General features: G+C 68.2%; 26 protein-coding genes. 18 read left to right on the top strand and 8 right to left on the bottom strand.

The annotated features are described in order from the left end of the window. The first annotated feature begins 4 nt into the window (after positions 1-4). Positions 5-1,027: a DNA polymerase III subunit delta gene (gene holA / locus NUW50_RS11590; RefSeq protein WP_258289264.1), complete on the top strand. Its 1,023-nt coding sequence runs from the start codon at positions 5-7 to the stop codon at positions 1,025-1,027. 101 nt (positions 1,028-1,128) lie between these two features. Here the strand turns inward: holA and NUW50_RS11585 are convergent, their stop codons facing one another. Together NUW50_RS11585 and NUW50_RS11580 are read right to left on the bottom strand one after the other, a co-directional pair. Then, on the bottom strand, positions 1,129-2,313 hold the full coding sequence (locus NUW50_RS11585) for a TIGR03862 family flavoprotein (protein WP_258289263.1): 1,185 nt from the start codon (positions 2,311-2,313) through the stop codon (positions 1,129-1,131). 58 nt (positions 2,314-2,371) lie between these two features. Beyond that, positions 2,372-2,983 (bottom strand): enoyl-CoA hydratase/isomerase family protein, encoded by a 612-nt coding sequence (locus NUW50_RS11580; protein WP_258289262.1) that lies wholly within the window; start codon positions 2,981-2,983, stop codon positions 2,372-2,374. A 129-nt stretch (positions 2,984-3,112) separates the two neighbouring features. Between NUW50_RS11580 and NUW50_RS11575 the strand changes: the two genes are divergently transcribed. The 10 genes from NUW50_RS11575 (at position 3,113) to NUW50_RS11530 (ending at position 12,118) form a co-directional block, all read left to right on the top strand. Further along, positions 3,113-4,630, top strand: a complete 1,518-nt coding sequence (locus NUW50_RS11575) for a DUF2125 domain-containing protein (protein WP_258289261.1) — start codon at positions 3,113-3,115, stop codon at positions 4,628-4,630. 190 nt (positions 4,631-4,820) lie between these two features. After that, positions 4,821-6,170 (top strand): TldD/PmbA family protein, encoded by a 1,350-nt coding sequence (locus NUW50_RS11570; RefSeq protein WP_258289260.1) that lies wholly within the window; start codon positions 4,821-4,823, stop codon positions 6,168-6,170. Beyond that, complete coding sequence (locus NUW50_RS11565; protein WP_258289259.1) at positions 6,157-6,969, top strand: 3'(2'),5'-bisphosphate nucleotidase CysQ; 813 nt, start codon at positions 6,157-6,159, stop codon at positions 6,967-6,969. The genes NUW50_RS11570 and NUW50_RS11565 overlap by 14 nt, the downstream gene beginning before the upstream one ends. A gap of 51 nt (positions 6,970-7,020) precedes the next feature. Further along, positions 7,021-7,620 (top strand): ATP-dependent Clp protease proteolytic subunit, encoded by a 600-nt coding sequence (locus NUW50_RS11560; protein ID WP_258289258.1) that lies wholly within the window; start codon positions 7,021-7,023, stop codon positions 7,618-7,620. Beyond that, positions 7,617-8,021: a SecDF P1 head subdomain-containing protein gene (locus NUW50_RS11555; protein ID WP_258289257.1), complete on the top strand. Its 405-nt coding sequence runs from the start codon at positions 7,617-7,619 to the stop codon at positions 8,019-8,021. The genes NUW50_RS11560 and NUW50_RS11555 overlap by 4 nt, the downstream gene beginning before the upstream one ends. Before the next feature lie 29 nt (positions 8,022-8,050). Next, positions 8,051-8,827, top strand: coding sequence for an NYN domain-containing protein (locus tag NUW50_RS11550; RefSeq protein WP_258289256.1), 777 nt, complete (start codon positions 8,051-8,053; stop codon positions 8,825-8,827). Beyond that, positions 8,824-9,540, top strand: coding sequence for an alpha/beta fold hydrolase (locus tag NUW50_RS11545; protein ID WP_258289255.1), 717 nt, complete (start codon positions 8,824-8,826; stop codon positions 9,538-9,540). The genes NUW50_RS11550 and NUW50_RS11545 overlap by 4 nt, the downstream gene beginning before the upstream one ends. An 82-nt stretch (positions 9,541-9,622) precedes the next feature. After that, on the top strand, positions 9,623-10,600 hold the full coding sequence (mbfA, locus tag NUW50_RS11540) for an iron exporter MbfA (protein ID WP_258289254.1): 978 nt from the start codon (positions 9,623-9,625) through the stop codon (positions 10,598-10,600). A 49-nt stretch (positions 10,601-10,649) separates the two neighbouring features. Beyond that, complete coding sequence (locus tag NUW50_RS11535; protein WP_258289253.1) at positions 10,650-11,342, top strand: nitroreductase family protein; 693 nt, start codon at positions 10,650-10,652, stop codon at positions 11,340-11,342. Positions 11,343-11,557: 215 nt separating this feature from the next. Next, on the top strand, positions 11,558-12,118 hold the full coding sequence (locus NUW50_RS11530; protein WP_258289252.1) for an adenine phosphoribosyltransferase: 561 nt from the start codon (positions 11,558-11,560) through the stop codon (positions 12,116-12,118). A gap of 200 nt (positions 12,119-12,318) precedes the next feature. Here the strand turns inward: NUW50_RS11530 and NUW50_RS11525 are convergent, their stop codons facing one another. After that, positions 12,319-13,140, bottom strand: coding sequence for a protein-disulfide reductase DsbD domain-containing protein (locus tag NUW50_RS11525; RefSeq protein ID WP_258289251.1), 822 nt, complete (start codon positions 13,138-13,140; stop codon positions 12,319-12,321). 138 nt (positions 13,141-13,278) lie between these two features. Between NUW50_RS11525 and NUW50_RS11520 the strand changes: the two genes are divergently transcribed. Beyond that, the gene (locus tag NUW50_RS11520) at positions 13,279-13,851 is read left to right on the top strand and encodes a YqgE/AlgH family protein (RefSeq protein WP_258289250.1); all 573 of its coding nucleotides are present in this window, start codon (positions 13,279-13,281) and stop codon (positions 13,849-13,851) included. A 9-nt stretch (positions 13,852-13,860) separates the two neighbouring features. Here NUW50_RS11520 and NUW50_RS11515 read toward each other — a convergent pair whose 3' ends face one another. Then, complete coding sequence (locus NUW50_RS11515) at positions 13,861-14,796, bottom strand: L-threonylcarbamoyladenylate synthase (protein ID WP_258289249.1); 936 nt, start codon at positions 14,794-14,796, stop codon at positions 13,861-13,863. A 174-nt stretch (positions 14,797-14,970) separates the two neighbouring features. On the opposite strand from NUW50_RS11515, the gene NUW50_RS11510 reads away from it, so the two are divergent. The 4 genes from NUW50_RS11510 (at position 14,971) to NUW50_RS11495 (ending at position 18,630) form a co-directional block, all read left to right on the top strand. After that, on the top strand, positions 14,971-16,692 hold the full coding sequence (locus NUW50_RS11510) for an acyl-CoA dehydrogenase (protein ID WP_258289248.1): 1,722 nt from the start codon (positions 14,971-14,973) through the stop codon (positions 16,690-16,692). Beyond that, positions 16,689-17,732, top strand: coding sequence for an MBL fold metallo-hydrolase (locus NUW50_RS11505; RefSeq protein ID WP_443135103.1), 1,044 nt, complete (start codon positions 16,689-16,691; stop codon positions 17,730-17,732). The genes NUW50_RS11510 and NUW50_RS11505 overlap by 4 nt, the downstream gene beginning before the upstream one ends. 132 nt (positions 17,733-17,864) lie before the next feature. Continuing rightward, on the top strand, positions 17,865-18,008 hold the full coding sequence (locus NUW50_RS11500) for an aa3-type cytochrome c oxidase subunit IV (RefSeq protein ID WP_258289247.1): 144 nt from the start codon (positions 17,865-17,867) through the stop codon (positions 18,006-18,008). Between the two features lie 16 nt (positions 18,009-18,024). Then, a complete protein-coding gene (locus NUW50_RS11495) occupies positions 18,025-18,630 on the top strand; it encodes a hypothetical protein (protein WP_258289246.1) in 606 nt (201 codons plus the stop codon). Between the two features lie 23 nt (positions 18,631-18,653). Here the strand turns inward: NUW50_RS11495 and NUW50_RS11490 are convergent, their stop codons facing one another. Next, entirely contained in the window at positions 18,654-18,983 is a 330-nt protein-coding gene (locus tag NUW50_RS11490; protein ID WP_258289245.1) for an AzlD domain-containing protein, read from the bottom strand. Next, positions 18,980-19,684, bottom strand: a complete 705-nt coding sequence (locus NUW50_RS11485) for an AzlC family ABC transporter permease (protein WP_258289244.1) — start codon at positions 19,682-19,684, stop codon at positions 18,980-18,982. The genes NUW50_RS11490 and NUW50_RS11485 overlap by 4 nt, the downstream gene beginning before the upstream one ends. Positions 19,685-19,807: 123 nt before the next feature. Between NUW50_RS11485 and mobA the strand changes: the two genes are divergently transcribed. Beyond that, the gene (mobA, locus tag NUW50_RS11480) at positions 19,808-20,392 is read left to right on the top strand and encodes a molybdenum cofactor guanylyltransferase MobA (RefSeq protein ID WP_258289243.1); all 585 of its coding nucleotides are present in this window, start codon (positions 19,808-19,810) and stop codon (positions 20,390-20,392) included. Positions 20,393-20,467: 75 nt separating this feature from the next. On the opposite strand, the gene NUW50_RS11475 is transcribed toward mobA, so the two are convergent. Together NUW50_RS11475 and greA are read right to left on the bottom strand one after the other, a co-directional pair. Continuing rightward, positions 20,468-21,469 (bottom strand): hypothetical protein, encoded by a 1,002-nt coding sequence (locus NUW50_RS11475; protein ID WP_258289242.1) that lies wholly within the window; start codon positions 21,467-21,469, stop codon positions 20,468-20,470. Positions 21,470-21,560: 91 nt separating this feature from the next. Beyond that, positions 21,561-22,031 carry a transcription elongation factor GreA gene (greA, locus tag NUW50_RS11470; protein WP_258289241.1) on the bottom strand — a complete coding sequence of 157 codons (471 nt, stop codon included), beginning with the start codon at positions 22,029-22,031 and terminating at the stop codon, positions 21,561-21,563. Between the two features lie 256 nt (positions 22,032-22,287). Between greA and NUW50_RS11465 the strand changes: the two genes are divergently transcribed. Further along, positions 22,288-23,940: an electron transfer flavoprotein-ubiquinone oxidoreductase gene (locus NUW50_RS11465; RefSeq protein WP_258289240.1), complete on the top strand. Its 1,653-nt coding sequence runs from the start codon at positions 22,288-22,290 to the stop codon at positions 23,938-23,940. Positions 23,941-24,008: the final 68 nt, after the last annotated feature.

Raw genomic sequence — 24,008 nt, 5'->3', positions numbered from 1 at the left:
AGGAATGAAACTCAGCCCCCGAGAGGCGCCGGGCTATTTCGCCCGCCCCGATCCGAAACGCGCCGGACTGCTGATCTATGGCGGCGATGCGATGCGGGTGGCGCTGCGGCGGCAAGAGGTCGTGGCGGCGCTGATCGGCCCCGAGGGCGAGGCCGAGATGCGTCTGACCCGGATCGCCGGCGCCGATCTGCGCAAGGATGCGACCCTGCTGATCGACGCGGTGAAGGCGATTTCCTTCTTTCCCGGCAACCGGGTGGCGCTGGTCGAGGATGCGACGGAAACGGTGCGCGGCGCGGTCGGCGCGGCGCTGGAGGACTGGCAGCCGGGCGATGCCGTGGTGATCGTCACCGCCGGCGCCCTGGGCAAGTCCTCGGGCCTGCGCAAGCTGTTCGAGACCCATGTCAACGCCTATGCAATCGGGCTCTATGACGATCCGCCGTCGCGCGAAGAGGTCGAGGCGCTGCTGAAACAGGGCGGGCTGACGCAGGTGTCCGGCGACGGGCTGGCGGCGCTGATGGCGCTGTCGCGGGCGCTCGATCCCGGCGATTTCCGCCAGACCGTCGAGAAGCTGGCGCTTTACAAATGTTCCGACGACAGCCCGGTCGGCCCCGAGGATGTCGCGGCGGTCAGCCCGGCGACGATCGAGGCCGAGGTGGACGAGGTGATCCGGATCGTCGCCGAGGGCCGGGTCGCCGAGATCGGCCCTGTGATGCAGCGGATCACCGGCCAGGGCGTGAACCCGGTGAGCCTGTGCATGGCGGCAACCCGGCATTTCCGCACCCTGCTGGCGGTGGCCTCGGACCCCGGCGGCGCCGGGATCGGGCGGCTGCGGCCACCGGTCTACGGCCCCCGCCGCGACCGGCTGGAACGGCAGGCCGGTCGCTGGGCCCGGGCCGATCTGGAGGCCGCCCTGGGCCTGCTGACCGATACCGACCTGACCCTGCGCTCATCCTCCAAGGCGCCGCAGATGGCGATGCTGGAGCGGGCGCTGATCCGCCTGGCTATGCTGGCGCAGCGGCGGCGGTAGGCGCCAGATCGGGCCTTGCGCGGGTTGCGGGTCCGGGAGCCTCCGGCGGGAGTATTTGCGGACCCAAAGATGGAAAGGCCGCGGCGCCGATTCGGGCCGGGTCAGCCGAGGCGGGCGGCGGCGGCGCGGCCGGCCCAGAGGCCCGTGGCGAGACATCCGGTGATCAGATAACCGCCGGTCGGAGCCTCCCAGTCCAGCATTTCCCCGGCCGCGAAAGTGCCGGGCAGGGCCTTGAGTTCCAGCGCCCCGGTCATTCCCTCCCAGGCGATTCCGCCGGCGGTGGAGATCGCCTGATCCATCGGGCGCGGCCCCTGATGCGGCACCGGCAGCGCCTTCAGCAGGGCGGCCAGCACGGCGCCATCGGTCGGCAGCGGCCGGGCGAATTCCTGCGCCAGGGCGATCCGCAGAGGGTCCAGCCCGGCCTTGCGCAACCGGTTGGGCAGGCTGGTCTTTCCCGGTTGTCCCAGGCGTGCGGCGAGGGCCTCGGCGCGCAGGTCCGGCATCAGGTCCAGCGCCAGGGTGGCCCCGTCGCGGAGCTGCGGCGTCAGCGCATAGAGCGCCCCGCCTTCCAGCCCCGACGCCACCAGCACCAGCTCTCCGCGCAACCGCCTGTCGCCGCAGAGCAGGGCGATGTTCTTCAGCGCGGCGCCGTGGAACCGGTCCATATGCGGCGTCAGGTTCAGCGTCAGGCCGGCATTGGCGGGGCGGAACGGCGCCACCGGCACGCCGCGCGCCAGCAGCTGCGCCGCCCAGGCCCCGTCCGACCCGAGCCGCGCCCAGGAGGCGCCGCCGAGCGCCAGCACCGTGACCCGGGGCCGCAGGCTGCGCGCGCCCTCGGGCGTGTCGAAACGCCAGTCCCGCGCCGCGTCCCAGCCGGTCCAGCGCCAGCGGGTCCGAAACGCGACGCCCTGCGCCGCCAGCCGCGCCAGCCACGCCCGCAGCAGGGGCGAGGCCTTCATGGACCGGGGAAAGACCCGCCCGGTCGAGCCGGTGAACAGCTCCTGGCCCAGCCCGCGAGCCCAGTCCTGCGCCTCGGACGGCCCGAAGGCGGCCAGGATCGGCGCCATCGGCGCGGCCGGGGCGATCTGCGCGGCAAAGACATCGGCCGGTTCGTCCTTGGTCAGGTTCAGCCCCGACTTGCCCGCCATCAGGAACTTGCGCCCGACCGAGGGCTTGGCTTCGACCAGCGTCACGGCATGGCCCGCCGCGGACAGGGTTTCGGCCGCCATCAGCCCGGCAGGGCCGGCGCCGATGACCAGTGCGGGAAGAACCTCGGTGCTGTCCATCCCCGGCTCCTGTCAAAATCGGCTTCCCGGTGCAAGCGCCATGTCGCGGCGGGCAGCGTCAGTCGCGGATCATCGACCGGATCTCGGCGACCCGCGTCGCGCCGGCCTTCAGGGACGGGGCGCAGAGCGCGACGGCGGTCTCGTCCAGCGCCTCGGGTTCGACGATCCGGTCGATCAGCCCCCAGGCCAGCGCCTCGGCGGCCTCGACCCTCACCCCGGCCATCAGCAGCAGCGCCGCCCGCGACGGACCGACCAGCGCCGCCAGCCGGGCCGGGTCCGACGGCTGCGGCAGCACGCCCATCTTCATCACCGGGTAGAAGATCGCCGCGCCCGGCACCGCCAGGCGCAGATCGCAGGCCAGGATCATGCCCAGGGCACCACCGGCGGCGGTGCCGTTCAGCGCGGCCACCGAAAGGCCGGGAAAGGCCGCGATGGCACCCGACAGCCGCTCCCAACCCGGATGGGTCGCCAGGGTGCCGGCCTGCACCTCGTCCAGATCGGCACCTGCGGAAAATACCCGGCCCTCGCCCGAGAGCACCAGCGCCGAGCCGCTCCAGTCCTCGACCGACTGGGCCAGGCGGCCCAGCATGGTGCCGGTCAGGCTGTTGGCCTTGTCGGGACGTGCGATGGTGATCCTCCGCAGTGCCCCCTCATCCTCGATCCGAATCATTTGATCCCCTTGCGGTTTCTGGGCAGGATAGCGGCACATGGGGCTTCTGGCCCAGACATTGACCATCCCTTGACGCCCGCGTCCCCGCGCGGGATTGTTGTATTTGAAATTCAACTGAGGAAATCCATTATGTCCTACATGAAACGTGTTTTCGGGCCCTCCGCGCTGGCCCTTGCGGTCTCGGCGCCCGCGGCTTTTGCCGATGTCAGCGCGGCCGATGTCTGGGGACAATGGAAGACCCAGATGGAAAATTCCGGCCAGACCCTCACCGTAGGCTCGGAATCCATGGTCGGCGACACGCTGACGATCTCGGATCTGAAGACCCGGATGGAAACCCCGGAAGCCGGGTTCTCGGTCAGCATGTCCTCGCTGACCTTCAAGGAGAACGGTGACGGCACGGTCACGATCGGAATGCCCGACAGCTATCCGATGGTGCTGGATATCCACCCGCCGGGGGAAGACGCCGGCAAGGTCAATCTCTCGGTCCGGCAGACCGGAATGTCGATGACCGCCTCGGGCAATCCCGGCGAGATTTCCTATGCCTATGCCGGGCAGGAGATCGCCGTGATGCTGGACTCGATCGAGGTACCGGATGCCGAGGGCGTTGATTTTGCCGGCGGGCTGCGACTGGCCGGATTTGCCGGAACCTATACCTTCGGCGCCGGTGACGTTCAGCCCTTCTCCTCGACCTTCGAAGCCGCGTCGATGACCATCGACCTCGACATCCAGGCCCCGGAAGAGGACGGCGCGCTGACCTTCAACTTCAAGGCGTCCGACATCAAGGGCACCTCGGATGGCCAGATCCCGTCCGGCATCGACTACAACGACATGGCCGCGGCCATGGCCGCCGGTTTTGCCGTCTCGGGCGGGCTCGATTTCGGCGCCACGACCTATGACTTCGACTTCAAGGACGGCTACGAGGCCATGAAAGTCGCCGCCACCATGGCGTCGGGCGGGATCTCCTTCGACATGTCGCCGGAGGGGATGAGCTATAACACCAAGTCGGCGGGGCTGGACCTCACCCTGTCCGGATCCGAGATTCCGCTGCCGCAGATCAACCTGAAGATGGCGGAATCGGCCTTCGGCCTGACCATGCCGATCACCAAGAGCGATGCGCCGCAGAACGTCGGGCTGCTGCTGAAGGTGGTCGATCTGGCGGTGCCCGAGGACATCTGGGGCATGATCGATCCGGCCGGCGGCCTGCCGCACGACCCGGCGACGATCATCTTCGACGCGACGGGAACCGCCAACTGGCTGGTCGATATCATGGCGCCGGATGCCGAGCAGCAGATGATGTCGGGCGGAATGCCGGGCCAGCTGCACACGCTCGACCTGAACGAGCTGGAACTGTCGATCGCCGGCGCCTCGGTGACGGCCAACGGCGGCTTCACCTTCGACAACAACGACCTGATGACCTGGGGCGGAATGCCCGCGCCGGAGGGCGCGATCGACGTCTCGCTGATGGGCGTCAACGGCCTGATCGACAAGCTGGTCGGCATGGGCCTGCTGCCGCAGGACCAGGCGATGGGCGGCAAGATGATGATGGGCATGTTCGCCAAGCCGGGCGACGGGCCGGACACCATGACCTCGAAGATCGAGGTCAAGGCCGACGGATCGGTCTTTGCCAATGGTCAGCAGCTGAAATAGGCCGCGCCACCTGAACAGGAGCAGCGCCCGGGCAGGTCCCGGGCGTTCGCTTTTGCGGGCCGCCGGTATTCGGGGCGGCGGTCCGGACCCTTGCGGCCCGGCCAGTGGCGGACTACCTCGGGTTGGCGTGATCGCCATGGTCGCGCCCCTGACGCCCCGGCCGGGGCGATCCCGGCCAGAGAGACCTGCAATGACCCAGACCGAACTTCCCGACCTGACCCAAGCCCTTCTCGACGCCGCCCGCAAGGCCGGGGCCGAGTCCGCCGATGCGCTGGCCGTGGATGGGCTGTCCCTGTCGGTCGATGTGCGGCAGGGCAAGCTGGAACAGGCCGAACGGTCCGAGGGCACCGAGATCGGGCTCAGGGTGCTGATCGGGCAGCGCCAGGCCTGCGTTTCGGCTTCGGACACAAGACCCGAGACGATCCGCGACATGGCCGAACGCGCGGTGATCATGGCCCGGCTGGCGCCGGAAGACCGCTGGATCGGCCTGGCCGAGAGCAACGCGCTCAGCCCGACCCGCGATGCCGAGGGACTGGAGCTTTGCGATCCCGCGCCCGATCCGGCCGCCGCGACGCTGGAAGACCTCGCCCGCCGGGCCGAGGCGGCAGCGCTGGCGAAGGACGGCATCTCGATGGTTGACAGCGCCTCGGCAGGCTTTGGCCGGCAGCGTATCCACCTGGCCGCGTCGAACGGGTTTTCCGGCGGTTACGCGCGGTCGAGCCATTCGATCTCCTGCGTCGCGATCACCGGCAGCGGCACGACGATGGAGCGCGACTGGGCGCATGAAAGCCGGGTCTACGGCGCCGACATGCCCGACCCGGAAAGCATCGGCACCCGCGCCGCCGAGCGCACGCTGGCCCGCGCCGGCGCCCGCCAGGCCAGGACAGGCGCCTTTCCGGTGGTGTTCGACGAACGGATTTCCAGCTCGCTGATCGGGCATCTGCTGTCGGCGGCCAACGGTGCCGCGGTGGCGCGTGGCGCGACCTGGCTGCGCGATGCCCTGGGCGAGGCCGTTCTGCCCGAAGGTCTGTCGGTGATCGAAGACCCGCATCGGGTGCGGATCGGCGGCTCGCGCCCCTTCGATGCCGAGGGCCTGCCGACCCGGCAACGGGCGATCGTGGACAAGGGCGTGCTGACCGGCTGGACGCTGGACCTCGCCTCGGCCCGGAAACTGGGGATGCAGAGCACCGGCAGCGCACAGCGGGGGCCGTCGGCGCCGCCCTCGCCCGGCGTGTCGAACATCGCGCTGACCCAGGGAACGACCGACCGCGCCGGGCTGCTGGCCCAGATCGGCACCGGGTTTCTGGTGACCTCGATGATCGGCTCGTCGATCAACCCGACCACCGGGGACTATTCGCGCGGGGCGTCCGGATTCTGGGTCGAGAACGGCGAGATCACCTATCCGGTCTCGGGCGTCACCATCGCGGGCAACCTGCGGCAGATGCTCAAGACCCTGATCCCGGCCAATGACGCCAAGACCTTCCTCGGTCATGTCGTCCCCTCGTTGATCGTCGAAGGTCTGACCCTTGCCGGCGCCTGAGGACGATCTGGCCCTGCTGGTCGATGCGGCCCGTTCGGCGGGCAGCATCGCGATGGGCTATTTCCGCAACGCGCCCGAGAAATGGGACAAGCCGGACAACGCCGGCCCGGTCACCGCGGCGGATTATGCGGTCGACAGCATGCTGCGCGAGACCCTGACGGCGGCCCGGCCCGGCACCGGCTGGTTGTCGGAAGAGACCGAAGACGACCCGGCACGGCTGCAGGCCCGCGAGGTCTTCATCGTCGATCCGATCGACGGCACCCGGGCCTTCATTGCCGGCGAGACCTCCTGGGCGCATTCCCTGGCCCTGGCCCGCGACGGCAAGGTTGTGGCGGGCGTGGTCTATCTCCCCGCCGCCGATCTGCTCTATACCGCGACCGAGGCCGGCGCGGCGGTGCTGAACGGCAGCCCGATCCGGGTTTCGCCGGCCCGCGGCGTGTCCGGCGCCCGGACCCTGTCGGCCGCCCGGTTCCTGAAGCCCGATCTCTGGCCCGGCGGCGCGCCGCCGGTCGAGCGGCACTTCCGCCCCTCCCTGGCCTGGCGGCTGGCGCTGGTGGCCGAGGGCCGGTTCGACGCCATGCTGACGCTGGGCGACACCTGGGAATGGGACATCGCCGCGGGCTGCCTGATCGCCGAACGGGCGGGCGCCCGGATCACCGATCGCGACGGCACGGAACTGCGCTTCAACAACGCCCATCCGGTGACGCCGGGGGTGATCGCCGCCGGTCCCGACCTTCAGGCCCAATTGATGGCCTATCGGACATCCGCAGGACGTGCAGAGCCTGCCGGAAACGTGTAGCAAGACAAAAATAGCGGTGCCCCGCAGCGCCGCCCGAACCGGAGAAGACCGATGACCTACCGTCTTGAGGACAAGGACGACGACAACAAGAAATCCGACGAAGAAACCTCGCGCCCGGTGGCCGAGCTTTTCTTCAAGAGCCGCAATGTCATCATCACCGGCGGGATCGACGACAAGCTGGCCAACCGCGTGGTGACTCAGTTGCTGGCGCTGGCGCAGGACAATGACGATCCGATCAACCTGTTCATCTCGTCCCCCGGCGGCCATGTCGAAAGCGGCGACATGGTGCATGACATGATCAAGTTCATCAAACCCAAGGTCCGCACCATCGGCTCGGGCTGGGTGGCCAGCGCCGGAGCGCTGATCTTTGTCGGCGCCGACAAGGCCGATCGCTACTGCCTGCCCAACACCCGCTTCCTGCTGCACGAGCCTTCGGGCGGCGTCGGCGGCACGGCAAGCGACATCTGGATCCAGGCCGAACAGATCAGGATCATGCGCGAACGGTTCCACGCACTCTTCGCCGAGGCAACCGGCCAGACCCCCGCCAAGATCGCCGAGGACACCGCCCGCGACTTCTGGCTGAACACGACCGAGGCCAAGAAATACGGGCTGCTCGGCAAGGTCATCCATTCGATGGACGAGTTGAAGTGATCGCCCGCGCCGCATCCCTGGCCCTGATGCTGGGCGTCGCTGCGCCGGCCCTGGCCCAGGACGCGGCGCTGGCCTTTGTCGCCGGACCGGACGTGATCGAGGTTCCGCCCGGCGCCGTCGAGGCCATTGCCGGCGAGGATCCTCCGGGCCAGCATATCGTCACCCTGTCGCTCGATGCTGACCTGGCTGCCCGGTTCGCGGACCTCACGGCCCGCAACATCGGCGAGGTGGTCGAGGTTCGTATCTGTGGCGCCGTGGCCATTGCGCCCCGGGTGATGGAGCGGATCGAAGGCGGCACGATCCGGATTTCCGGCGCCTTCACGGCGCAGGAAGTGGCCGACCTCGCCCGCCGGATAAGCGACAGCGATTGCGAGGATTTCTCATCGCCCTTCAGCACTTGAGGCCCTCTACGGCCCGGAAAGGCAAAACCATGCAACGCACAACCCCCCTGTTGGCTGTTCTGATCGACGCAGACAACACATCGGCCCAATGGGCCAAGGCCATTTTCGAGGAAATCGCCGCCCTCGGCGAAGCCTCGGTCCGCCGCATCTACGGTGACTTCGCCTCGCCCCATCTCAAGGGTTGGCAGGCCAAGCTGGCACCGCTGGCGCTGGTCCCGCACCATTCGCCCGCCAATACGGTCGGCAAGAACTCGTCCGACATCTCGCTGGCCATCGACGCGATGGACATCCTGCACACGGGACGTTTCGACGGCTTTGTCATCGTCTCCTCCGACAGCGACTTCACCCGGCTCGCCAGCCGGATTCGCGAACAGGGGCTGGATGTCTACGGCATCGGCCAGAAGAAGACCCCCGAGAGCTTCCGCAACGCCTGCAAGCGGTTCATCTACATCGAAAACCTGATCGCCGGGGACGAGCCTGCAGGGCGCGGCACCGCGCGGCAGGACAGCAGCAACGGCTCGCAGTCCGAATCCCATCCCGACCCGACGCCGGTCCCGGAAACGGCGATCAAGAAGGAACCGGCCAAGAACGCGATCCCGATCATCGTCGCGGCGATGCGGGCCATCGGCGGCGACGAGGACTGGTACACGCTGCCGCAGATCGGCCAGTACATCACCCAGGCCAACCCGGACTTCGACACACGGACCTATGGTTCGGCCAAGCTGTCCGACCTGCTGAAGAAGACCGGCCGGTTCGAGGTCGTCCAGGGTTCGGGCAATCATCTGATGGTAAGGGACCTGGCATGAGCGAGACCGGGGAAGACAAGCCGAAACTCCTGTTCCTGGCCGGCTTCGGCGACGACAATTCGCAGTTCGCCGGGCTGCAGAACACCCGGTTGGCCGAGATCGTCGATCTGCAATTGCTGAACCTTCCCGGCTTCGGCGCCCCGCCCCTGGCCGGGCCGACCACGCTGGCATCGCTGGGCTTCTTCGTCGCCGGGGAAGCCCGGAAGATCGGCGTCGAATATGTCGTGGCGCACTCGCTGTCGTCGGTCATCGGTTCGATGGCCGTCGGATTTCCGGGCAGCCCGCTGAAGGCGATCGTCTCGCTGGAAGGCAACCTGACCGCCGCCGACGCCTATTACTCGGGCACCGCGGCCGACCACGCGACGCCGGAAGAGTTCCGCACGGCCTTCCTGGCCCGTCTCGACGCCCGCGCCGAGACCGATCCCCACGCCGCCCGCTACCGCGACGCGGTGGCCCGGGCCGATCCCAAGGCGCTGTGGGAACTCGGCTGCGACGCGAAGGCGTTTTCCGAGCAGACCGAGCCGGGGAACATCCTGCAGGCGATCGGCCATGTCCACTACCTCTACAACCCCGACAACCTGCCCGCCGAGAGCATTGCCTGGCTGGAGGCGCATCCGATTCCGCGCACCGTGGCGCCCGGCGCCTCGCATGCCATCGCGGTGGACCAGCCCGAAGTGCTGTCGGACTTCCTGCTGAACCTTTTCGGCGAATAGCCGCGCCGAAAGCGGAGCCGCCCCCTTGATCCCGCGCCCGGGCCGGGTAGTTTAGAATGATTCTAAGAAGGGGAAGCGGGCGATGATTCCGGGATTTGGCGGGCGACGGCGGTTCAAGGACCTGAGTGAGCAGGAAATTCTTGCGCTGGCGATTTCGTCGGAAGAAGACGACGCACGGATTTACCGTCAATATGCGCAGAAACTGCGCGCGGACTATCCGGACTCGGCCAAGGTCTTCGATGCCATGGCGGTCGAGGAAGACGATCATCGCCAACGCCTGATCGACCTGCACAAGGCCCGTTTCGGCGACGTGATCCCGCTGATCCGGCGCGAACATGTCTCGGGCTATTATGCCCGGCGCCCGGTCTGGCTGGTCGAAAACCTCTCGCTGGACACGATGCGCTCCGAGGCCGAGGCGATGGAGCGGCAGGCCGAGGCCTTCTACCGCGCCGCCGCCGCGCAGACCCCGGATGCCGATACCCGCAAGCTGCTGGGCGATCTGGCCGCCGCCGAGGCCGGACATTCGGAACAGGCGAACCGGCTGGAAGACAAGCTGGTCGGCGAGGACAAGCGCGACGAGGAAGACCGTGCCGCGCACCGGCAATTCGTGCTGACCTGGGTGCAGCCGGGACTGGCCGGGCTGATGGACGGATCGGTTTCGACACTGGCGCCGATCTTCGCCACCGCCTTCGCGACGCAGAACACCCATACGACCTTTCTGGTCGGCCTGGCCGCCAGCGTCGGGGCCGGAATTTCGATGGGGTTCACCGAAGCGGCCTCGGACGATGGCCAGCTGTCGGGGCGCGGCTCTCCCTACAAGCGCGGCCTGGCCGCCGGGGTGATGACGACGCTCGGCGGGCTGGGCCATGCCCTGCCCTATCTGATCCCGCATTTCTGGACCGCGACGATCACCGCGATGATCGTGGTCTTCATCGAACTCTGGGCCATTGCCTGGATCCAGAACCGCTTCATGGACACGCCCTTCCTGCGGGCCTCGTTCCAGGTCGTGCTGGGCGGTGCGCTGGTATTTGCGGCGGGGGTTCTGATCGGCGGCGGCTAGGGATTTTCCCGGTTGCGGGCTTCGGCTAGAACCGGGGCGAGGAGGCCCCATGGACAAACCCGCCTATCAGGCTCTGCCGTTGCCCGACCGCATCCGCCTGCCCGACGCCGAGGCGCTTGCCGCCGCCGAAACCTTCCGCGCCACCATGGCCCGGCGCCATTCGGTCCGCGACTTCCTGCCCGATCCGGTGCCGCAGGAAGTCATCGAGACCGCGATCTCGGCGGCCGGGCTGGCGCCTTCCGGGGCCAATCACCAGCCCTGGTATTTCGTCGCCATCGGCGATCCCGCGATGAAGGCGAAGATTCGCGCCGCGGCCGAGGAAGAGGAACGCGCCTTCTATGCCGGCGGCGGCGGCGACGAATGGCTGAAGGCGCTGGAGCCGATCGGCACCGACGAGAAGAAACCGCATCTGACAACCGCGCCCTGGCTGATCGTCGTGTTTCAGCAGCGCTACGGGCTGCGCCCGGACGGCACCCGGTTCAAAAACTACTATGTGCCCGAAAGCACCGGCATCGCCACGGGCTTTCTGATCACGGCGCTGCATCTTGCCGGGCTGACCACCCTGACCCATACGCCGAATCCGATGAAATTCCTCAACGGCCTCTGCGGGCGTCCCGAATCGGAAAAGCCGGTGATGATCCTCGTGGTCGGCCACCCGGCCCCGGATGCCACGGTTCCGGCGGTCGCCAAGAAGAAGAAGCCGCTGAACGAAATCCTGACATCCTTCCCCCCACAGGACTGACACCGACGCGGGACAGGGCGACGGGCGCCTTCCGGGACGGGAACGCGGTGTCGGGCAGCCCTTCCCGCCGCCCGCCAGCCCCTGCTTGACAGCACCCTGCCGCTTGGGGCTTGTTTGCGCCGCATAATCCCAACCCAGGATCGGGAGACACCCATGACTTCGACCCGCCGGCCGGCCCCCGCTGCCGCCACGACCGCATTGCGCCCGGTCTCCTGATGGCCAGGACCAGCCCGCAGAAGGCCGAGACGAAGTCGGTCCGCGACTATATCCGGACCATCGTCGATTTCCCGCACGAAGGCATCCTGTTCCGCGATGTCACCACGTTGTTCGCCGATCCGCGGGGATTCCGGATTTGCGTCGATCAGATGCTGGACCCCTATGCCGGGATGCAGATCGACAAGGTGGTGGGGCTGGAAGCGCGCGGCTTCATCCTGGGCGGCGCCATCGCGCATCAGCTCACGCTGGGCTTCGTGCCGATCCGCAAGAAGGGCAAGCTGCCCGGCGCGGTGATCAGCCAGGAATACACGCTGGAATACGGCGAGGCCGTGATGGAGGTGCATGACGACGCCATCCAGCCCGGCGAAAGGGTCCTGCTGGTCGATGACCTGCTGGCCACCGGCGGCACCGCCGAGGCCGGAATCAAGCTGATCGAACGGCTGGGCGGCGTCATCGTCGGCTGCGCCTTCATCGTCGATCTGCCCGAACTGGGCGGCCGGGCGCTCCTGGAGAAGCTGGGCTACGAGGTCCACGCGCTCTGCGCCTTCGAGGGGGCCTGACGCCGGGCCAGCGACCTTAACAATTCGTTAGCCGAATCAGGCGCAAGCTGGGCTGGCCCGGCGAAGCACGGGCGTTGCTTGCACCCCTTGTCACTGGCGCCACCCGTTGTCACCGGCGCAGGGTGATTGCCACAGGAAGGCACCTCGGCGGAACGATCCGGGGTGCCTTCTCTGTTGCGCCCCGCTGTCGTGGCCGCAGTTCAGTCGCCGGTGCAGCCTTGAATATCCACCGCCCGGCCGGCCCCGATCACGGTGAAGCGCAGCGACGACCGGTCGAGCGCGAAGGGTTGTGCCTCGGGCGGCACGAGGTCGGCCACGGCCTGCAGGACGCCGCCCTTGCGCAGGCTGGCGGCATCCGAAACCCAGACGCCGGGGGTCGGGGTCTCGACCACCACCACCTCGGACCCGCCCTGTTTCGGCAGGGTGATCCGGGCGGTCAGCCGCAGCCCGTCGCTGATCGGCTCGACCGCGCAGCTTGCGCCTTTCAGTCCGGCCTCGGCGGCCGTCTGGGCGCGATCGGCCAGGGCCGCGGCGATCCGCGGGTCATGTGTGCCCTGCGCCGGAATGTCGGCCGAAATCCGCACCTGCACCGGCACGCAGATATCCAGGCAGACACCCATGTCGAGTTCGCCGCGCAGGGCGATCGGTTGATCGGGTCTTGCCGCATCCAGATAGATCGGCAGGATCACCTCGCCCTTGTAGCCGATCGAGCGCATCCCGTTGACCGAGAAGACATGCGGCACCGGCCAGTGAAAGCGCAGGCCGGCCAGATTGCGGGAGCCCTTCCAGGAAAAGCTGGGCGGGATCCCCGCATCGCCCGGCGCCCGCCAATAGGTCTTCCAGCCCGGCGCCAGCCGAATCCGAAGTGCGGCGATATGCACCGCCCCCTCGCGCCAGCCGGGCAGAACCTCGACCTGCGCCACCTGCTCGGTGGGCGTGGTGCCATAGGTTCCGGCCCGTGCGGCGACGGGAAACAGCAGGGCCAACAGGGTCACGGCGGCGGACAGACGGGACAGCATCATGGGCGCGACGCTAGCGATTGACGCCACAATAGGAAATCACAAACAGGCGACACATCCGTGTGCGTTCCCTGCGACACTTGGCCGAGAACGGGCAGCACCCTTGCAAGCGCCGACACTCTGGCCGACGCTGCAACGGATATGGCCGATTTCGATTCCCCTGACCTCACCGGCAAGTTCCTGATCGCCATGCCCGGCATGGGCGATCCGCGTTTCGAACGCGCGGTGGTCTATGTCTGTGCCCATTCCGCCGAAGGCGCCATGGGCCTGATCATCAACAAGCCGGCGCGAGGCACCACCCTGACCGAGTTGCTGGAGCAGCTCTCCATCGCGCCGGTTCCCGAGCATCTTCACAAGGTCGTGCGCTATGGCGGCCCGGTCGAGCGGGGCCGGGGATTCGTCCTGCACAGCGCCGACTGGAGCGCCGAGGAAGGCACGCTGTCGGTCGATGACAGTATCTCGATGACCGGCACCCTGGACGTGCTGCGGGTCATGGCCGAAGGCGGCGGGCCGGGGCAGGCGATCCTGGCACTCGGTTATGCCGGCTGGGGGCCGGGACAGCTGGAAGCGGAGTTGAGCCAGAACGGCTGGCTGACCGCCGCCGCGCATCCGCGCATCGTCTTCGATCTGCCGGATATCGAGAAATGGGAAGCCGCGCTGGCGGTGCTGGGTATCGACCCGCTGTTTCTCTCGGCCGCCGCCGGACGGGCCTGAGCCGGACGCTCAGCGCGGGGCGGCAGCGCGGGCCAGCCGGTCGCGGATCGCCCTTCCCAGCCCGTGATCGGGGATCGGGGCCACCGCGATGCCCGCCGCGCCGCGCACATCCAGCGCCCGCAGCATGTGGAACAGATTGGCCGCCGCCTCGACCAGATCGCCGCTTTCGGACAGGCTGAGATCGCCGGGCACCGGGCCGAAGCCCAGCATCACCTCGCCCGGCCCGGGTGCCGTCACATCCAGCCGGACCGGCGCCGCCGGCGCGTAATGCGATGACAGCTGCCCCGGCGCATTCGGTTTCGCGCCCTGCGGCGCGGCGGCCAGCGGTCGGCCGAGCGCCCCTTCCAGCGCCTCGGCCGGCAACCCGCCGGGACGCAGCAGCTGCGGACCCTCGGGACCGAACCCCACGATCGTCGATTCGACGCCGACGACGCAGGGACCGCCATCCAGAACCGCTTCGATCCGGCCCGCCAGCCCGTCCAGCACATGTTCGGCACGGGTCGGGCTGATCCGGCCCGAGGGATTGGCCGAAGGCGCCGCCACCGGCCGCGCGACCCGGCGCAGCAGATCGCGCGCCAACGGCAGATCGGGCACCCGCAGCGCCACCGTCGGAAGACCGGCACGCAGCAGTGGCGACAGGCCGGCATCGCGCACCGGCAGCACCAGCGTCAGCGGCCCGGGCCAGAACGCCCCGGCCAGGCGCAGCGCGTCACCCTCCAGCCGCGCCACCGCCCCGGCCGAGTCGATATCGGGCAGATGCACGATCAGCGGGTTGAATTGTGGCCGCCCCTTGGCCTGATAAATCCGCGCCACCGCCCGGTCATCGGTGGCATCGGCGCCCAGACCATAGACCGTTTCGGTCGGAAACCCGACCAGGGCGCCCTGCCGCAACAGCGCCGCGGCGCGCGCGATTCCTTCGGGGTCAGTGGCAAGACGCTCGGTCATGCGGGTCTCTCTAGTGCAACCCCGCGGCTGCGGAAAGCCCGGGCCTCGGCGCCGCCGCAAGGTTTTGACGTCGCGTCCGGACCATCCCGGGCGCCTGCATCCTTGTGCCGGGCTTGCGATAGGTTTTCGCCACCTCTATGCCGGTGCACAGCACCCAAGATTGAAGGAAGCCCGATGCCATATCGTGCGCCGACCTCCGACTTCCGCTTCCTGCTCTCGCATGTCGTTGGCTTCCCCGAAGTTCAGCAGACCGAGCGCTTTGCCGAGGCCACCGACGATACCACCGACGCGATCCTGAACGAGGCCGCCAAGCTTTGCGACGAGGTGCTGGCCCCCCTGCAACGTGCCGGCGATCTGCATCCCGCCCGAATCGAGAACGGTGTCGTGCGCTGCTCGCCCGGGTTCGCCGAAGGCTATGCCGCGATCCGCGACGGCGGCTGGGTCGGCATTTCCGCACCGGCCGCCTTCGGCGGCCTGGCCCTGCCGCAGACTCTGGCGACCTGCGTCAACGAGATGATGTCGGGCGCCTGCCTGGCGCTGCAGCTCAACCCGCTGATGACCCAGGGCCAGATCGAGGCGCTGGAACATCATGCCGACGACGCACTCAAGGCGCTCTACCTGCCGAGGCTGATCTCGGGCGAATGGTCGGGCACGATGAACCTGACCGAGCCGCATGCCGGTTCGGATGTCGGCGCGCTGACCAGCAAGGCCAGCGACAACGGCGACGGCACCTATGCGGTGACCGGGCAGAAGATCTACATTTCCTGGGGCGACAACGACTTCACCCCGAATATCTGCCATCTGGTGCTGGCACGGCTGCCGGGCGGCGGACCGGGAACCAAGGGGATCAGCCTGTTCCTGGTGCCCAAGTTCCTGCCCGACGCGGCCGGAGAGCCCGGACAGCCCAACAGCCTTCAGGTCGTCTCGCTGGAACACAAGATGGGGCTGCATGGCTCGCCCACGGCGGTGATGCAGTATGACGGCGCCACCGGCTGGCTGGTCGGAGAACCGCATCAGGGCATGAAGGCGATGTTCACCATGATGAACAACGCCCGGCTGGGTGTCGGCGTGCAGGGCATCGGCCAGGCCGAGGCGGCCTGCCAGCTGGCGCTGGAACACGCCCTGACCCGCAAGCAGGGCAGGACCGCCAGCGGCGCAGAGACGATCATCGGCCACCCCGATGTGCGGCGGATGCTGGGCCAGATGCGGGCCGATACCTTTGCCGCCCGGGGCATCGCGCTGATGAATGCAGTGGCCACCGACATGGCGCACGCCACCGGCAGCGCCGACTGGCAGGCTCGCGCCGCCTTCCTGACCCCGATCACCAAGGCCTTCGGCACCGACACAGGGGTGCGCACTGCCGAGCTGGGGATGCAGGTCCACGGCGGCATGGGCTTCATCGAAGAGACCGGCGCGGCGCAGATCTATCGCGATGTGCGGGTGACGTCGATCTACGAAGGCACCAACGGCATTCAGGCGCTCGACCTCGTCGGGCGCAAGCTGGCCGATGGCGGCGAGGCCGCGCATCGCCTGCTGGACGAGATCGAGCAGGTCGCCGAAGCGGCGCGCGCGCAACTGCCGGTTCAGGCCAAGGCGGTCTGGAGCGGGTCGGAATCGCTGCGCGAGGTCACCGAATGGCTGGCGCAACAGCCGCTGGCCGACCGCGGTGCCGTCGCGACCGCCTATCTTCGCGCCTTCGCCCGGGTTCTGGGCGGCCATGTCCATCTCTGCGCCGCCAATGCCGAGTTCGCGGAAACCGGCCAGCCGGGGCCGCGCAACCGCCTGGCCTGTTTCTATGTCCAGCGCCTGCTCAGCGAGTTGGGCGGGCTGCTGGTGGAAGTCCGGTCCGGACCCGGCTGCGTCGATGCGCTCACGGCCGAGGATCTGGCCGGATGATGGACGGCTGCAAGGGCGAGATCCGCTATCCGGTCGAGGCCCCGCCGGGCCCCGGCGAGGCGCTGGAAATCGCCCCCGGCGTGCTCTGGATGCGGCTGCCGCTGCCGACCGCACTCGACCATGTGAATGTCTATGCGCTGGACGACGGCGCCGCAGGCTGGACGGTGATCGACACCGGCATGGACACGCCGAAGGCCCGCGAACTCTGGGAACAGCTGCTGGCCGGACCGCTGGGCGGCCGCCCGGTCCATCGGCAGATCGTCACCCACATGCATCCCGACCACATCGGCCTGACCGCCTGGATGGCCGGCAAGGGGGCGGAACTCTGGTGCACCCGCACCACCTGGCTCTCGGCGCGGATGCTGGTTCTGAATGTCGAGGAAAAGCACTCGGAGCACACGATCGATTTCTGGCGCGCTTCCGGAATGGCGCCCGAGATGCTGGCCAGAAAGGCCGCCGAACGGCCCTTCAACTTCATCGATGTGGTGGGGCTGCCGCCGCCGAGCTTTCGCCGGATTGCCGAAGGCGACTGGCTGACCGTCGGCGGGCGGCGCTGGCTGGTTCGCTGCGGCGACGGCCATGCGCCCGAACATGCGACGCTGTGGAGCGAGGACGGCACGCTGGTTCTGGGCGGCGACCAGCTCCTGCCCTCGATCTCGCCCAATCTCGGGGTCTATGCCTCGGAACCCCTGGCCGACCCGATCGCGGAATGGCTGGAAAGCTGCAACCGGCTGGCCGCCCATGCGACCGAAGCGCAACTGGTCCTGCCCGGGCACAAGCTGCCCTTCACCGGCCTGCCGCTGCGGCTGCGCCAGAAGGCCGAAAACCATCACCACGCGCTGGAACGGCTGCATGCGCATCTGGCCACGCCCAGGGTCGCGGTCGATTGCTTCGGCCCGCTGTTCAAGCGCGAGGTCACGCCCGAGGTCTTCGGCTTTGCCCTGGCCGAGACCATCGCCCATCTCAACCATCTCTATCTCACCGGCCGCGCCAGCCGCACCGCCCGCGCCGACGGCGCCTGGCTGTGGCGCGCCATCTGAGCCGCGCCGCGCGGGCATTGCCATCCTGCCAGCCTGCAGAGTTTCTGCCGCCCGCGGCGGTCGCGGGGCCGTGACAGGGCCGCAGGAATGGGCTAAGGCACATTCAATGCTGGAACTGCGAGGACTATGGAAATGGCCGACTCCGATCACCCCAAGCACGGCGACATGGACATCCATGTTCAGGAAAAGACCTTTGAAGGATTCGTGCATATCGCCGCCTGGTTCTCGGGCTGCGTCGTGGTCTTCCTGCTTCTCCTAGCCATGTACAACGGCTAGGCCGCTGGACATCCTGATGCGCAAATTCCTGATCGCCCTTGCGCTGCCGCTGCTGCTGGCGGCCTGTGGCGCCGAACCGGTCTGGGCACCGGATGACGTGGTGCAACGCGCCGTGGTGCCGAATACCGGGCCCACCCAGATCTCGCTGATGACGGTCGTCTCGACCCGCAGCGGTTCCGGCGCCCACAGCGGCCTGATCATCGACGCGTCGCAGAGGGTCATGTACGACCCCGCCGGGACGTTCAAACATCCCGCCATGCCGGAGCGGAACGACCTGCACTACGGCCTGACCGACACCAGGCTGGCGGTCTATATCGATTACCATGCCAGAGTGACCTATGACGTGGTGATCCAGACCGTGCAGGTCTCGCCCCAGATTGCCGAGCTGGTGTTTGAGCGCGCCAAGGCGGAAGGGGCCGCACCCAAGGCCTTCTGCGCCAATTCGGTGTCGCATATCCTGGCCGGCGTGCCGGGGTTCGAGTCGATCCGCTCGACCATGTCCCCGATCAAGCTGATGAAGGAATTCCGCAAGTTGCCCGGCGTGACCGAGCGGATCGTCCATGACGACGACGCCGACGACAACCGCTATGTGCTGTATGTGCAGCCGGAAGAGGCCAGCTAGGCGGGGCCTCCACCGCGGCGGCGCTATCGCAGGATCAGCGTCGCCAGCGCAAAGATGATCAGCCCGCCAAGGATCGCCAGCAGCGTGTTCTTCGTGGCCCAGCCCAGCAGCCCGCAACCGAGCGCCGCGATGATCCGTGCCGGATCGGCGCTGCCGCCCTCGGCCACCGGGCTCAGCACCATCGGCGCCACCATGGCCGGCAGCACCGCGTGCGGCGCATAGCGCAGATGCCGCAGCAGCCAATCGGGCATCCTGCGCCCGCCGATCAGCCCCAGGAACGAGAACCGGATTAGATAGGTGCCGACCGCCATCGCCAGGATGACGGTCCAGATCTCTGCCGCGGAATAGTTCATTGCGCGCCTCTCCTGCGTTCGACCTCGGCGCCCGCGGCCATCGCGGCCAGAGCCGCCACCAGCAGTTCCGTGTTGTAGGGCATCCAGGCCAGCAGCAACGCCACGACGACCGAAGTCATCACCGCCGTCAGATGCGCCAGTGTCCGCAGCATCGGCGCCAGCAGGGCGATGAAGGCGATCGGCACGATGAAGTCGAGCTGCCAGCTCTCGGGGATTGCCCGCCCGGCCATGGCACCGATCAGGGTCGACAGATACCAGGCGGTGCAGGCCGGCAGCGCGGTGCCGAAGAAATAGCGCATCCTGGCGCTGATCGGCGCATCGGGTCGCTTGGTATAGTCGGCGATGGCGGTGATATAGACGTTGTCGACCAGCATATAGGCCGCGAAGGCCCGTTTCCAGAACGGCGCCGGCCCCAGATGGGGCGCCAGCGCGGCCGAGTAGATCGCCATCCGCATGTTCACCAGCAGCCCCGCCGCGATCACCAGCACCAGCGGCGCTTGCTGCTGCATCTGGGCCAGGGCGGCGAATTGCGAGGCGCCGCCGATCACCAGAATGGTCATCGCCATGGTCTCGTACAGCTTCATCCCGGCCTCGGTCGCCACCAGCCCGAAGACCAGCCCGAAGGGCCCGGCCGCCAGAATGAAGGGCATCCCGTCCCGGAAGCCGCGCCAGAATGCCGTTTTGTCGGTGGAGCTTGTCACGTTGCTGCCCTAGGATCCCCCGGTTCCCGCGCTCGATACATGGCGGACAGCAGAGGTGCAAATGCGCTGTCGAGCCCCATCCCCTGCCACCTTGCCCGCCCGGGCCTCCGTGGTGGTTCCGCGATGAGACAGCCCTTCGGACTGATCCTGGCCGGGGGGCGCGGCAGCCGTATGGGGGGCGCCGACAAGGCGTTTCTGACCCTGGGCGGGAGCAGCCTTCTGGCCCGCGTCATCGACCGTTTCGCGCCGCAGGTCGACCGGCTGGCGCTGTCGGCGAATGGCGATCCGGCGCGGTTCTCGGGTTTCGGGCTGCCGGTCCTGCCCGACCCGGTCCCGGGCTTTCCCGGGCCGCTGGCGGGCCTCCTCGCCGGGCTCGATTGGGCGGCGGGCGCCGGGGCCGAGACCCTGGTCACCGTGGCGACCGACACGCCCTTCCTGCCGCCCGATCTGGTGCCGCGCCTGCTTCTGGCCGGGGATGGTGGCCCGGCGCTGGCCGCAACGCCGGGCGGGCTGCACCCGACCTTCGCCCTCTGGCCCGTCACCCTGGCCGGGGCGCTGCGCGACAGGCTCGCGGCGGGCCACCGCCGCCTGTCCGATTTCGCCGCCGCGCATGGCGCCGCCACCGCATCCTTCCCGGACCAGCCCTTCGACCCGTTCCTGAACATCAACACGGCCGAGGACCTGGCCCGGGCCGAAGCCATGCTGTGAACGCCGAGGGTCAGGGGCCGGAGGCCGGTGGACCGGGCTGTGCGGATGAAACCTCGGGCGTGGCGCGCGCCGGTCTCAGTCGAAGGTGCCCGTCACCCGGCCCAGCAACATGAAGGCGCGGGCCGTGCGGGTATCGGCCAGGGCGGCGATCTCGGCGTCGCTGGCATTCTTCTCGAAACCCGCCAGCATCTGGTCGAATTTCCGCAGAAAGTGATGCACTGCATCCCGGAAGATCGTGTCCGACCGCATCCGGCCCGAGGCCAGCGCCAAGCCGGACCGGTCGCGGATGCCGCCAAGGGCCGAGATCGTCCGCCCCCGCTCGCCCTGCGCGAATCGGCGCCAGACATCGGGCTTGGCCCGTTCGGGCTTGAGGTCGTCCATGTAGATGCCGTCCTGGCTGAGCAGCGTCAGCACATCCTGGCTGGCCTGGATCAGCTGCGCCGTCTGGCGGTCCTGCAGGGCCCGGCGCAGGGCGCGGAACCCGTCGGCATCCTCGGCATTCTCGGGGAAGTTCAGCGCCTGGATGAAATCCTCGGTGCTGGGCGGCTGCGAGGTCGGTTCGGACGGCCCGCCCAGTTCGAGGCTCTGCTGATCCGCCGGCGCTGCCGGGGGCGGCGGAAGCGAGACCGGCCGGCGCGATTCGTTCAGCCCCGGAGAGCGGATCGAGGCGAAGGTGGCAATCGCCGCTTCGGTCTTCTTCTGCGCCTGGGCAATCTCGTCCAGCTTGCGCTCGAATGTCGGACGCACGACCGGCCCGGCGCCCTGAACCTGGCTGAGATAGCTGTGCCGGATCGCGTCGATCGAGGCCTGAAGCCGTTGCGATTCTTCCCGCATCACCCGCGACGAGCGGGCGGCGGATGCGCCGACCCAGATCACCGCAACCGGCAGGAACACCGCCATCAGGGTCACGACGAATCGCAACGTGTCGATCTGCCCCAGCCCCTGATCGCTGCGCGAGAACACGATGACCAGCGTCACCCCGGCCATCCAGGCCAGCGACAGGACGGCGGCCAGGACTTCGGTAAAGGTGAATTGTGTCCGGTGCGCCGAACGGCCCGGCGGCGCCGCCCTCAGCAACAGATCGCTGCGATCAGCCGCCGATGTTGTCCGGACCGCAGGCGCCCCGACCTTGCCCGTTCCGTCAGACTGCGGACCGACCTGCGGTTCTTCAGACATATTCGACGCTCAGCACCTCGTAGCTCTTGCCGCCGCCCGGAGTACGCACTTCGATCGAATCGCCGGGTTCCTTTCCGATCAGCGCCCGCGCCAGCGGCGAGCGGATGTTCAGCAGGCCGCGCTCGAGATCGGCCTCGGGTTCGCCGACGATCTTGAAGACGCGCTCTTCCTCGGTGTCCTCATCGACGACCTTGACGGTGGCGCCGAACTTGATCGGGCCCGACAGGGTCGGGACGTCGATCACTTCGGCGCGCGCGATGATTCCCTCGAGTTCCTTGATCCGGCCCTCGATAAAGCTCTGCTTTTCGCGGGCCGAGTGATACTCGGCATTCTCCGACAGGTCGCCAAGCGCCCGCGCTTCGGCAATGGCCGCGATGATCGCCGGCCGTTCGACCGTCTTCAGATGCTTCAATTCGTCTTGCAGCGCGGTGAACCCCGCGCGCGTCAGAGGTATCTTTTCCATCAGTCCTTCCGGCGGCTTTTCCAGCCCGGGGGAACCTGGGCCGGTTGGCCCGTCCCCGCCCCGCGCAGGTTGCAATTCCGGCCTAGTGAACCAAGTGTGGTTCAGATTGCAAGAGGCAAACCCCCGGCAGACCCGGCGTCGCGGTTGACCCCCGCGCGGGCTTCACGCTAGGGAACCGGGCAAAATGGCGCGGCTTTGCCCCGGAAGCAGGCCGGGTTATCGCCAAACCGGAGCAGTGAAGGGAATGGATCAGGGCATGGACGGGATCACACGCGAAGCGATGGCCTATGACGTGGTAATCGTCGGGGCCGGGCCGGCCGGACTGTCGGCGGCGATCCGCCTGAAGCAGCTTGACCCCGAACGCTCGGTGGTGGTGCTCGAAAAGGGCTCCGAGGTCGGCGCCCATATCCTGTCCGGCGCGGTGATCGACCCTTCGGGGCTGACGGCGCTGATCCCCGACTGGAAGGAAAAGGGCGCACCGCTCAACGTGCCGGTGACGAAGGACCGTTTCCTTGTGCTGGGCGAAAGCGGGGCGTTGCGGATCCCGAATTTCCTGATGCCGCCGATGATGTCGAACCACGGCACCTATATCGCCTCGCTGGGAAATCTCTGCCGCTGGCTGGCCGAACAGGCCGAGGGGCTGGGTGTCGAGATCTTCCCCGGCATGTCCTGCTCGGAACTGGTCTTTGCCGAGGATGGCAGCGTCAAGGGCGTGGTCGCGGGCGAGTTCGGCAAGGCGGCCGATGGCACGCCGGGCCCGAATTACGAACCCGGCATGGAACTGCACGGCAAATACGTGCTGCTGGGCGAAGGCGTGCGCGGCTCGCTCTCGAAACAGGCCATCGAGAAATACGACCTGGCCCAGGGCCATCAGCCGCAGAAATACGGGCTGGGGATGAAGGAAATCTGGGAGGTCTCGCCCGACAAGCACCGCCCCGGCAGCGTCACCCATACGATGGGCTGGCCGCTGGGCAGCAATGCGGGGGGCGGCTCTTTCATCTACCACCTCGACAACAACCAGGTGGTGGTCGGCTTCGTCGTCCATCTGAACTACGAGAACCCCTATCTGTTCCCCTATATGGAGTTCCAGCGCTTCAAGCATCACCCGTTGGTGGCCGAACTGCTGGAAGGCGGCAAGCGGGTCGCCTATGGCGCCAGGGCGATCACCGAGGGCGGCTGGCAGTCGATCCCCGACACCGCCTTCCCCGGCGGGGCGCTGATCGGCTGTTCGGCGGGGCTGGTCAACGTGCCGCGGATCAAGGGCAGCCACAATGCGGTGCTTTCCGGCATCGCCGCCGCCGAGGCCGCCGACGCGGCGATCCGTGCCGGCCGCGCCGGCGACACGCTGACAGAGTATGACCGCGCCCTGCGCGAGGGGCCGGTGGGCAAGGACCTGAAACGGGTCCGCAACGTCAAACCGATGTGGAGCCGCTGGGGCCTGTTGGCCAGCCTGGCACTGGGCGGCTTCGACATGTGGACCAACAACCTGTTCGGCCTGTCGCTGTTCGGCACCCTGAAACACGGCAAGACCGATGCCGCCGCCACCGGCAAGGCCTCGGACTTCAAGCCGATCGACTATCCGAAGCCCGACGGCAAACTGTCCTTCGACCGGCTGACGAACGTGGCCTTCTCCTTCACCAACCACGCCGAGGGCCAGCCGCCGCATCTGAAGCTGAAGGACCCGACGGTTCCGATCGCAGTCAATCTGCCGAAATTCGCCGAACCGGCGCAGCGTTACTGCCCGGCGGGGGTCTACGAGGTGGTCGAAGAGGCCGGCAGCGAGCCGCGCTTCGTGATCAACTTCCAGAACTGCGTCCATTGCAAGACCTGCGATATCAAGGACCCCAGCCAGAACATCGTCTGGACGGTTCCGCAGGGCGGCGACGGACCGAACTACCCGAACATGTAGCCCGGGCCGCCCGACCTGTGCGGGCGGGTCTCCGCTGTCACAGCTCTGTCATCACCGCCTTCCGCGGG

Origin of the sequence: Frigidibacter sp. ROC022, assembly GCF_024723735.1 — a bacterium.
Classification (GTDB): Bacteria; Pseudomonadota; Alphaproteobacteria; order Rhodobacterales; family Rhodobacteraceae; genus SLM-1.
This window is presented reverse-complemented; position numbering and strand designations above follow the sequence as displayed.

Coding starts and splice junctions, on each gene's coding strand:
- NUW50_RS11505 (WP_443135103.1), top strand. CDS start 16,689: ATGATGGACGGCTGCAAGGGCGAGATCCGCTATCCGGTCGAGGCCCCG.
- NUW50_RS11550 (WP_258289256.1), top strand. CDS start 8,051: ATGCAACGCACAACCCCCCTGTTGGCTGTTCTGATCGACGCAGACAAC.
- NUW50_RS11515 (WP_258289249.1), bottom strand. CDS start 14,796: ATGACCGAGCGTCTTGCCACTGACCCCGAAGGAATCGCGCGCGCCGCG.
- NUW50_RS11520 (WP_258289250.1), top strand. CDS start 13,279: ATGGCCGATTTCGATTCCCCTGACCTCACCGGCAAGTTCCTGATCGCC.
- NUW50_RS11545 (WP_258289255.1), top strand. CDS start 8,824: ATGAGCGAGACCGGGGAAGACAAGCCGAAACTCCTGTTCCTGGCCGGC.
- mobA (WP_258289243.1), top strand. CDS start 19,808: ATGAGACAGCCCTTCGGACTGATCCTGGCCGGGGGGCGCGGCAGCCGT.
- NUW50_RS11570 (WP_258289260.1), top strand. CDS start 4,821: ATGACCCAGACCGAACTTCCCGACCTGACCCAAGCCCTTCTCGACGCC.
- holA (WP_258289264.1), top strand. CDS start 5: ATGAAACTCAGCCCCCGAGAGGCGCCGGGCTATTTCGCCCGCCCCGAT.
- NUW50_RS11560 (WP_258289258.1), top strand. CDS start 7,021: ATGACCTACCGTCTTGAGGACAAGGACGACGACAACAAGAAATCCGAC.
- NUW50_RS11490 (WP_258289245.1), bottom strand. CDS start 18,983: ATGAACTATTCCGCGGCAGAGATCTGGACCGTCATCCTGGCGATGGCG.
- NUW50_RS11535 (WP_258289253.1), top strand. CDS start 10,650: ATGGACAAACCCGCCTATCAGGCTCTGCCGTTGCCCGACCGCATCCGC.
- NUW50_RS11525 (WP_258289251.1), bottom strand. CDS start 13,140: ATGATGCTGTCCCGTCTGTCCGCCGCCGTGACCCTGTTGGCCCTGCTG.
- greA (WP_258289241.1), bottom strand. CDS start 22,031: ATGGAAAAGATACCTCTGACGCGCGCGGGGTTCACCGCGCTGCAAGAC.
- mbfA (WP_258289254.1), top strand. CDS start 9,623: ATGATTCCGGGATTTGGCGGGCGACGGCGGTTCAAGGACCTGAGTGAG.
- NUW50_RS11465 (WP_258289240.1), top strand. CDS start 22,288: ATGGACGGGATCACACGCGAAGCGATGGCCTATGACGTGGTAATCGTC.
- NUW50_RS11495 (WP_258289246.1), top strand. CDS start 18,025: ATGCGCAAATTCCTGATCGCCCTTGCGCTGCCGCTGCTGCTGGCGGCC.
- NUW50_RS11575 (WP_258289261.1), top strand. CDS start 3,113: ATGTCCTACATGAAACGTGTTTTCGGGCCCTCCGCGCTGGCCCTTGCG.
- NUW50_RS11580 (WP_258289262.1), bottom strand. CDS start 2,983: ATGATTCGGATCGAGGATGAGGGGGCACTGCGGAGGATCACCATCGCA.
- NUW50_RS11510 (WP_258289248.1), top strand. CDS start 14,971: ATGCCATATCGTGCGCCGACCTCCGACTTCCGCTTCCTGCTCTCGCAT.
- NUW50_RS11585 (WP_258289263.1), bottom strand. CDS start 2,313: ATGGACAGCACCGAGGTTCTTCCCGCACTGGTCATCGGCGCCGGCCCT.
- NUW50_RS11530 (WP_258289252.1), top strand. CDS start 11,558: ATGGCCAGGACCAGCCCGCAGAAGGCCGAGACGAAGTCGGTCCGCGAC.
- NUW50_RS11500 (WP_258289247.1), top strand. CDS start 17,865: ATGGCCGACTCCGATCACCCCAAGCACGGCGACATGGACATCCATGTT.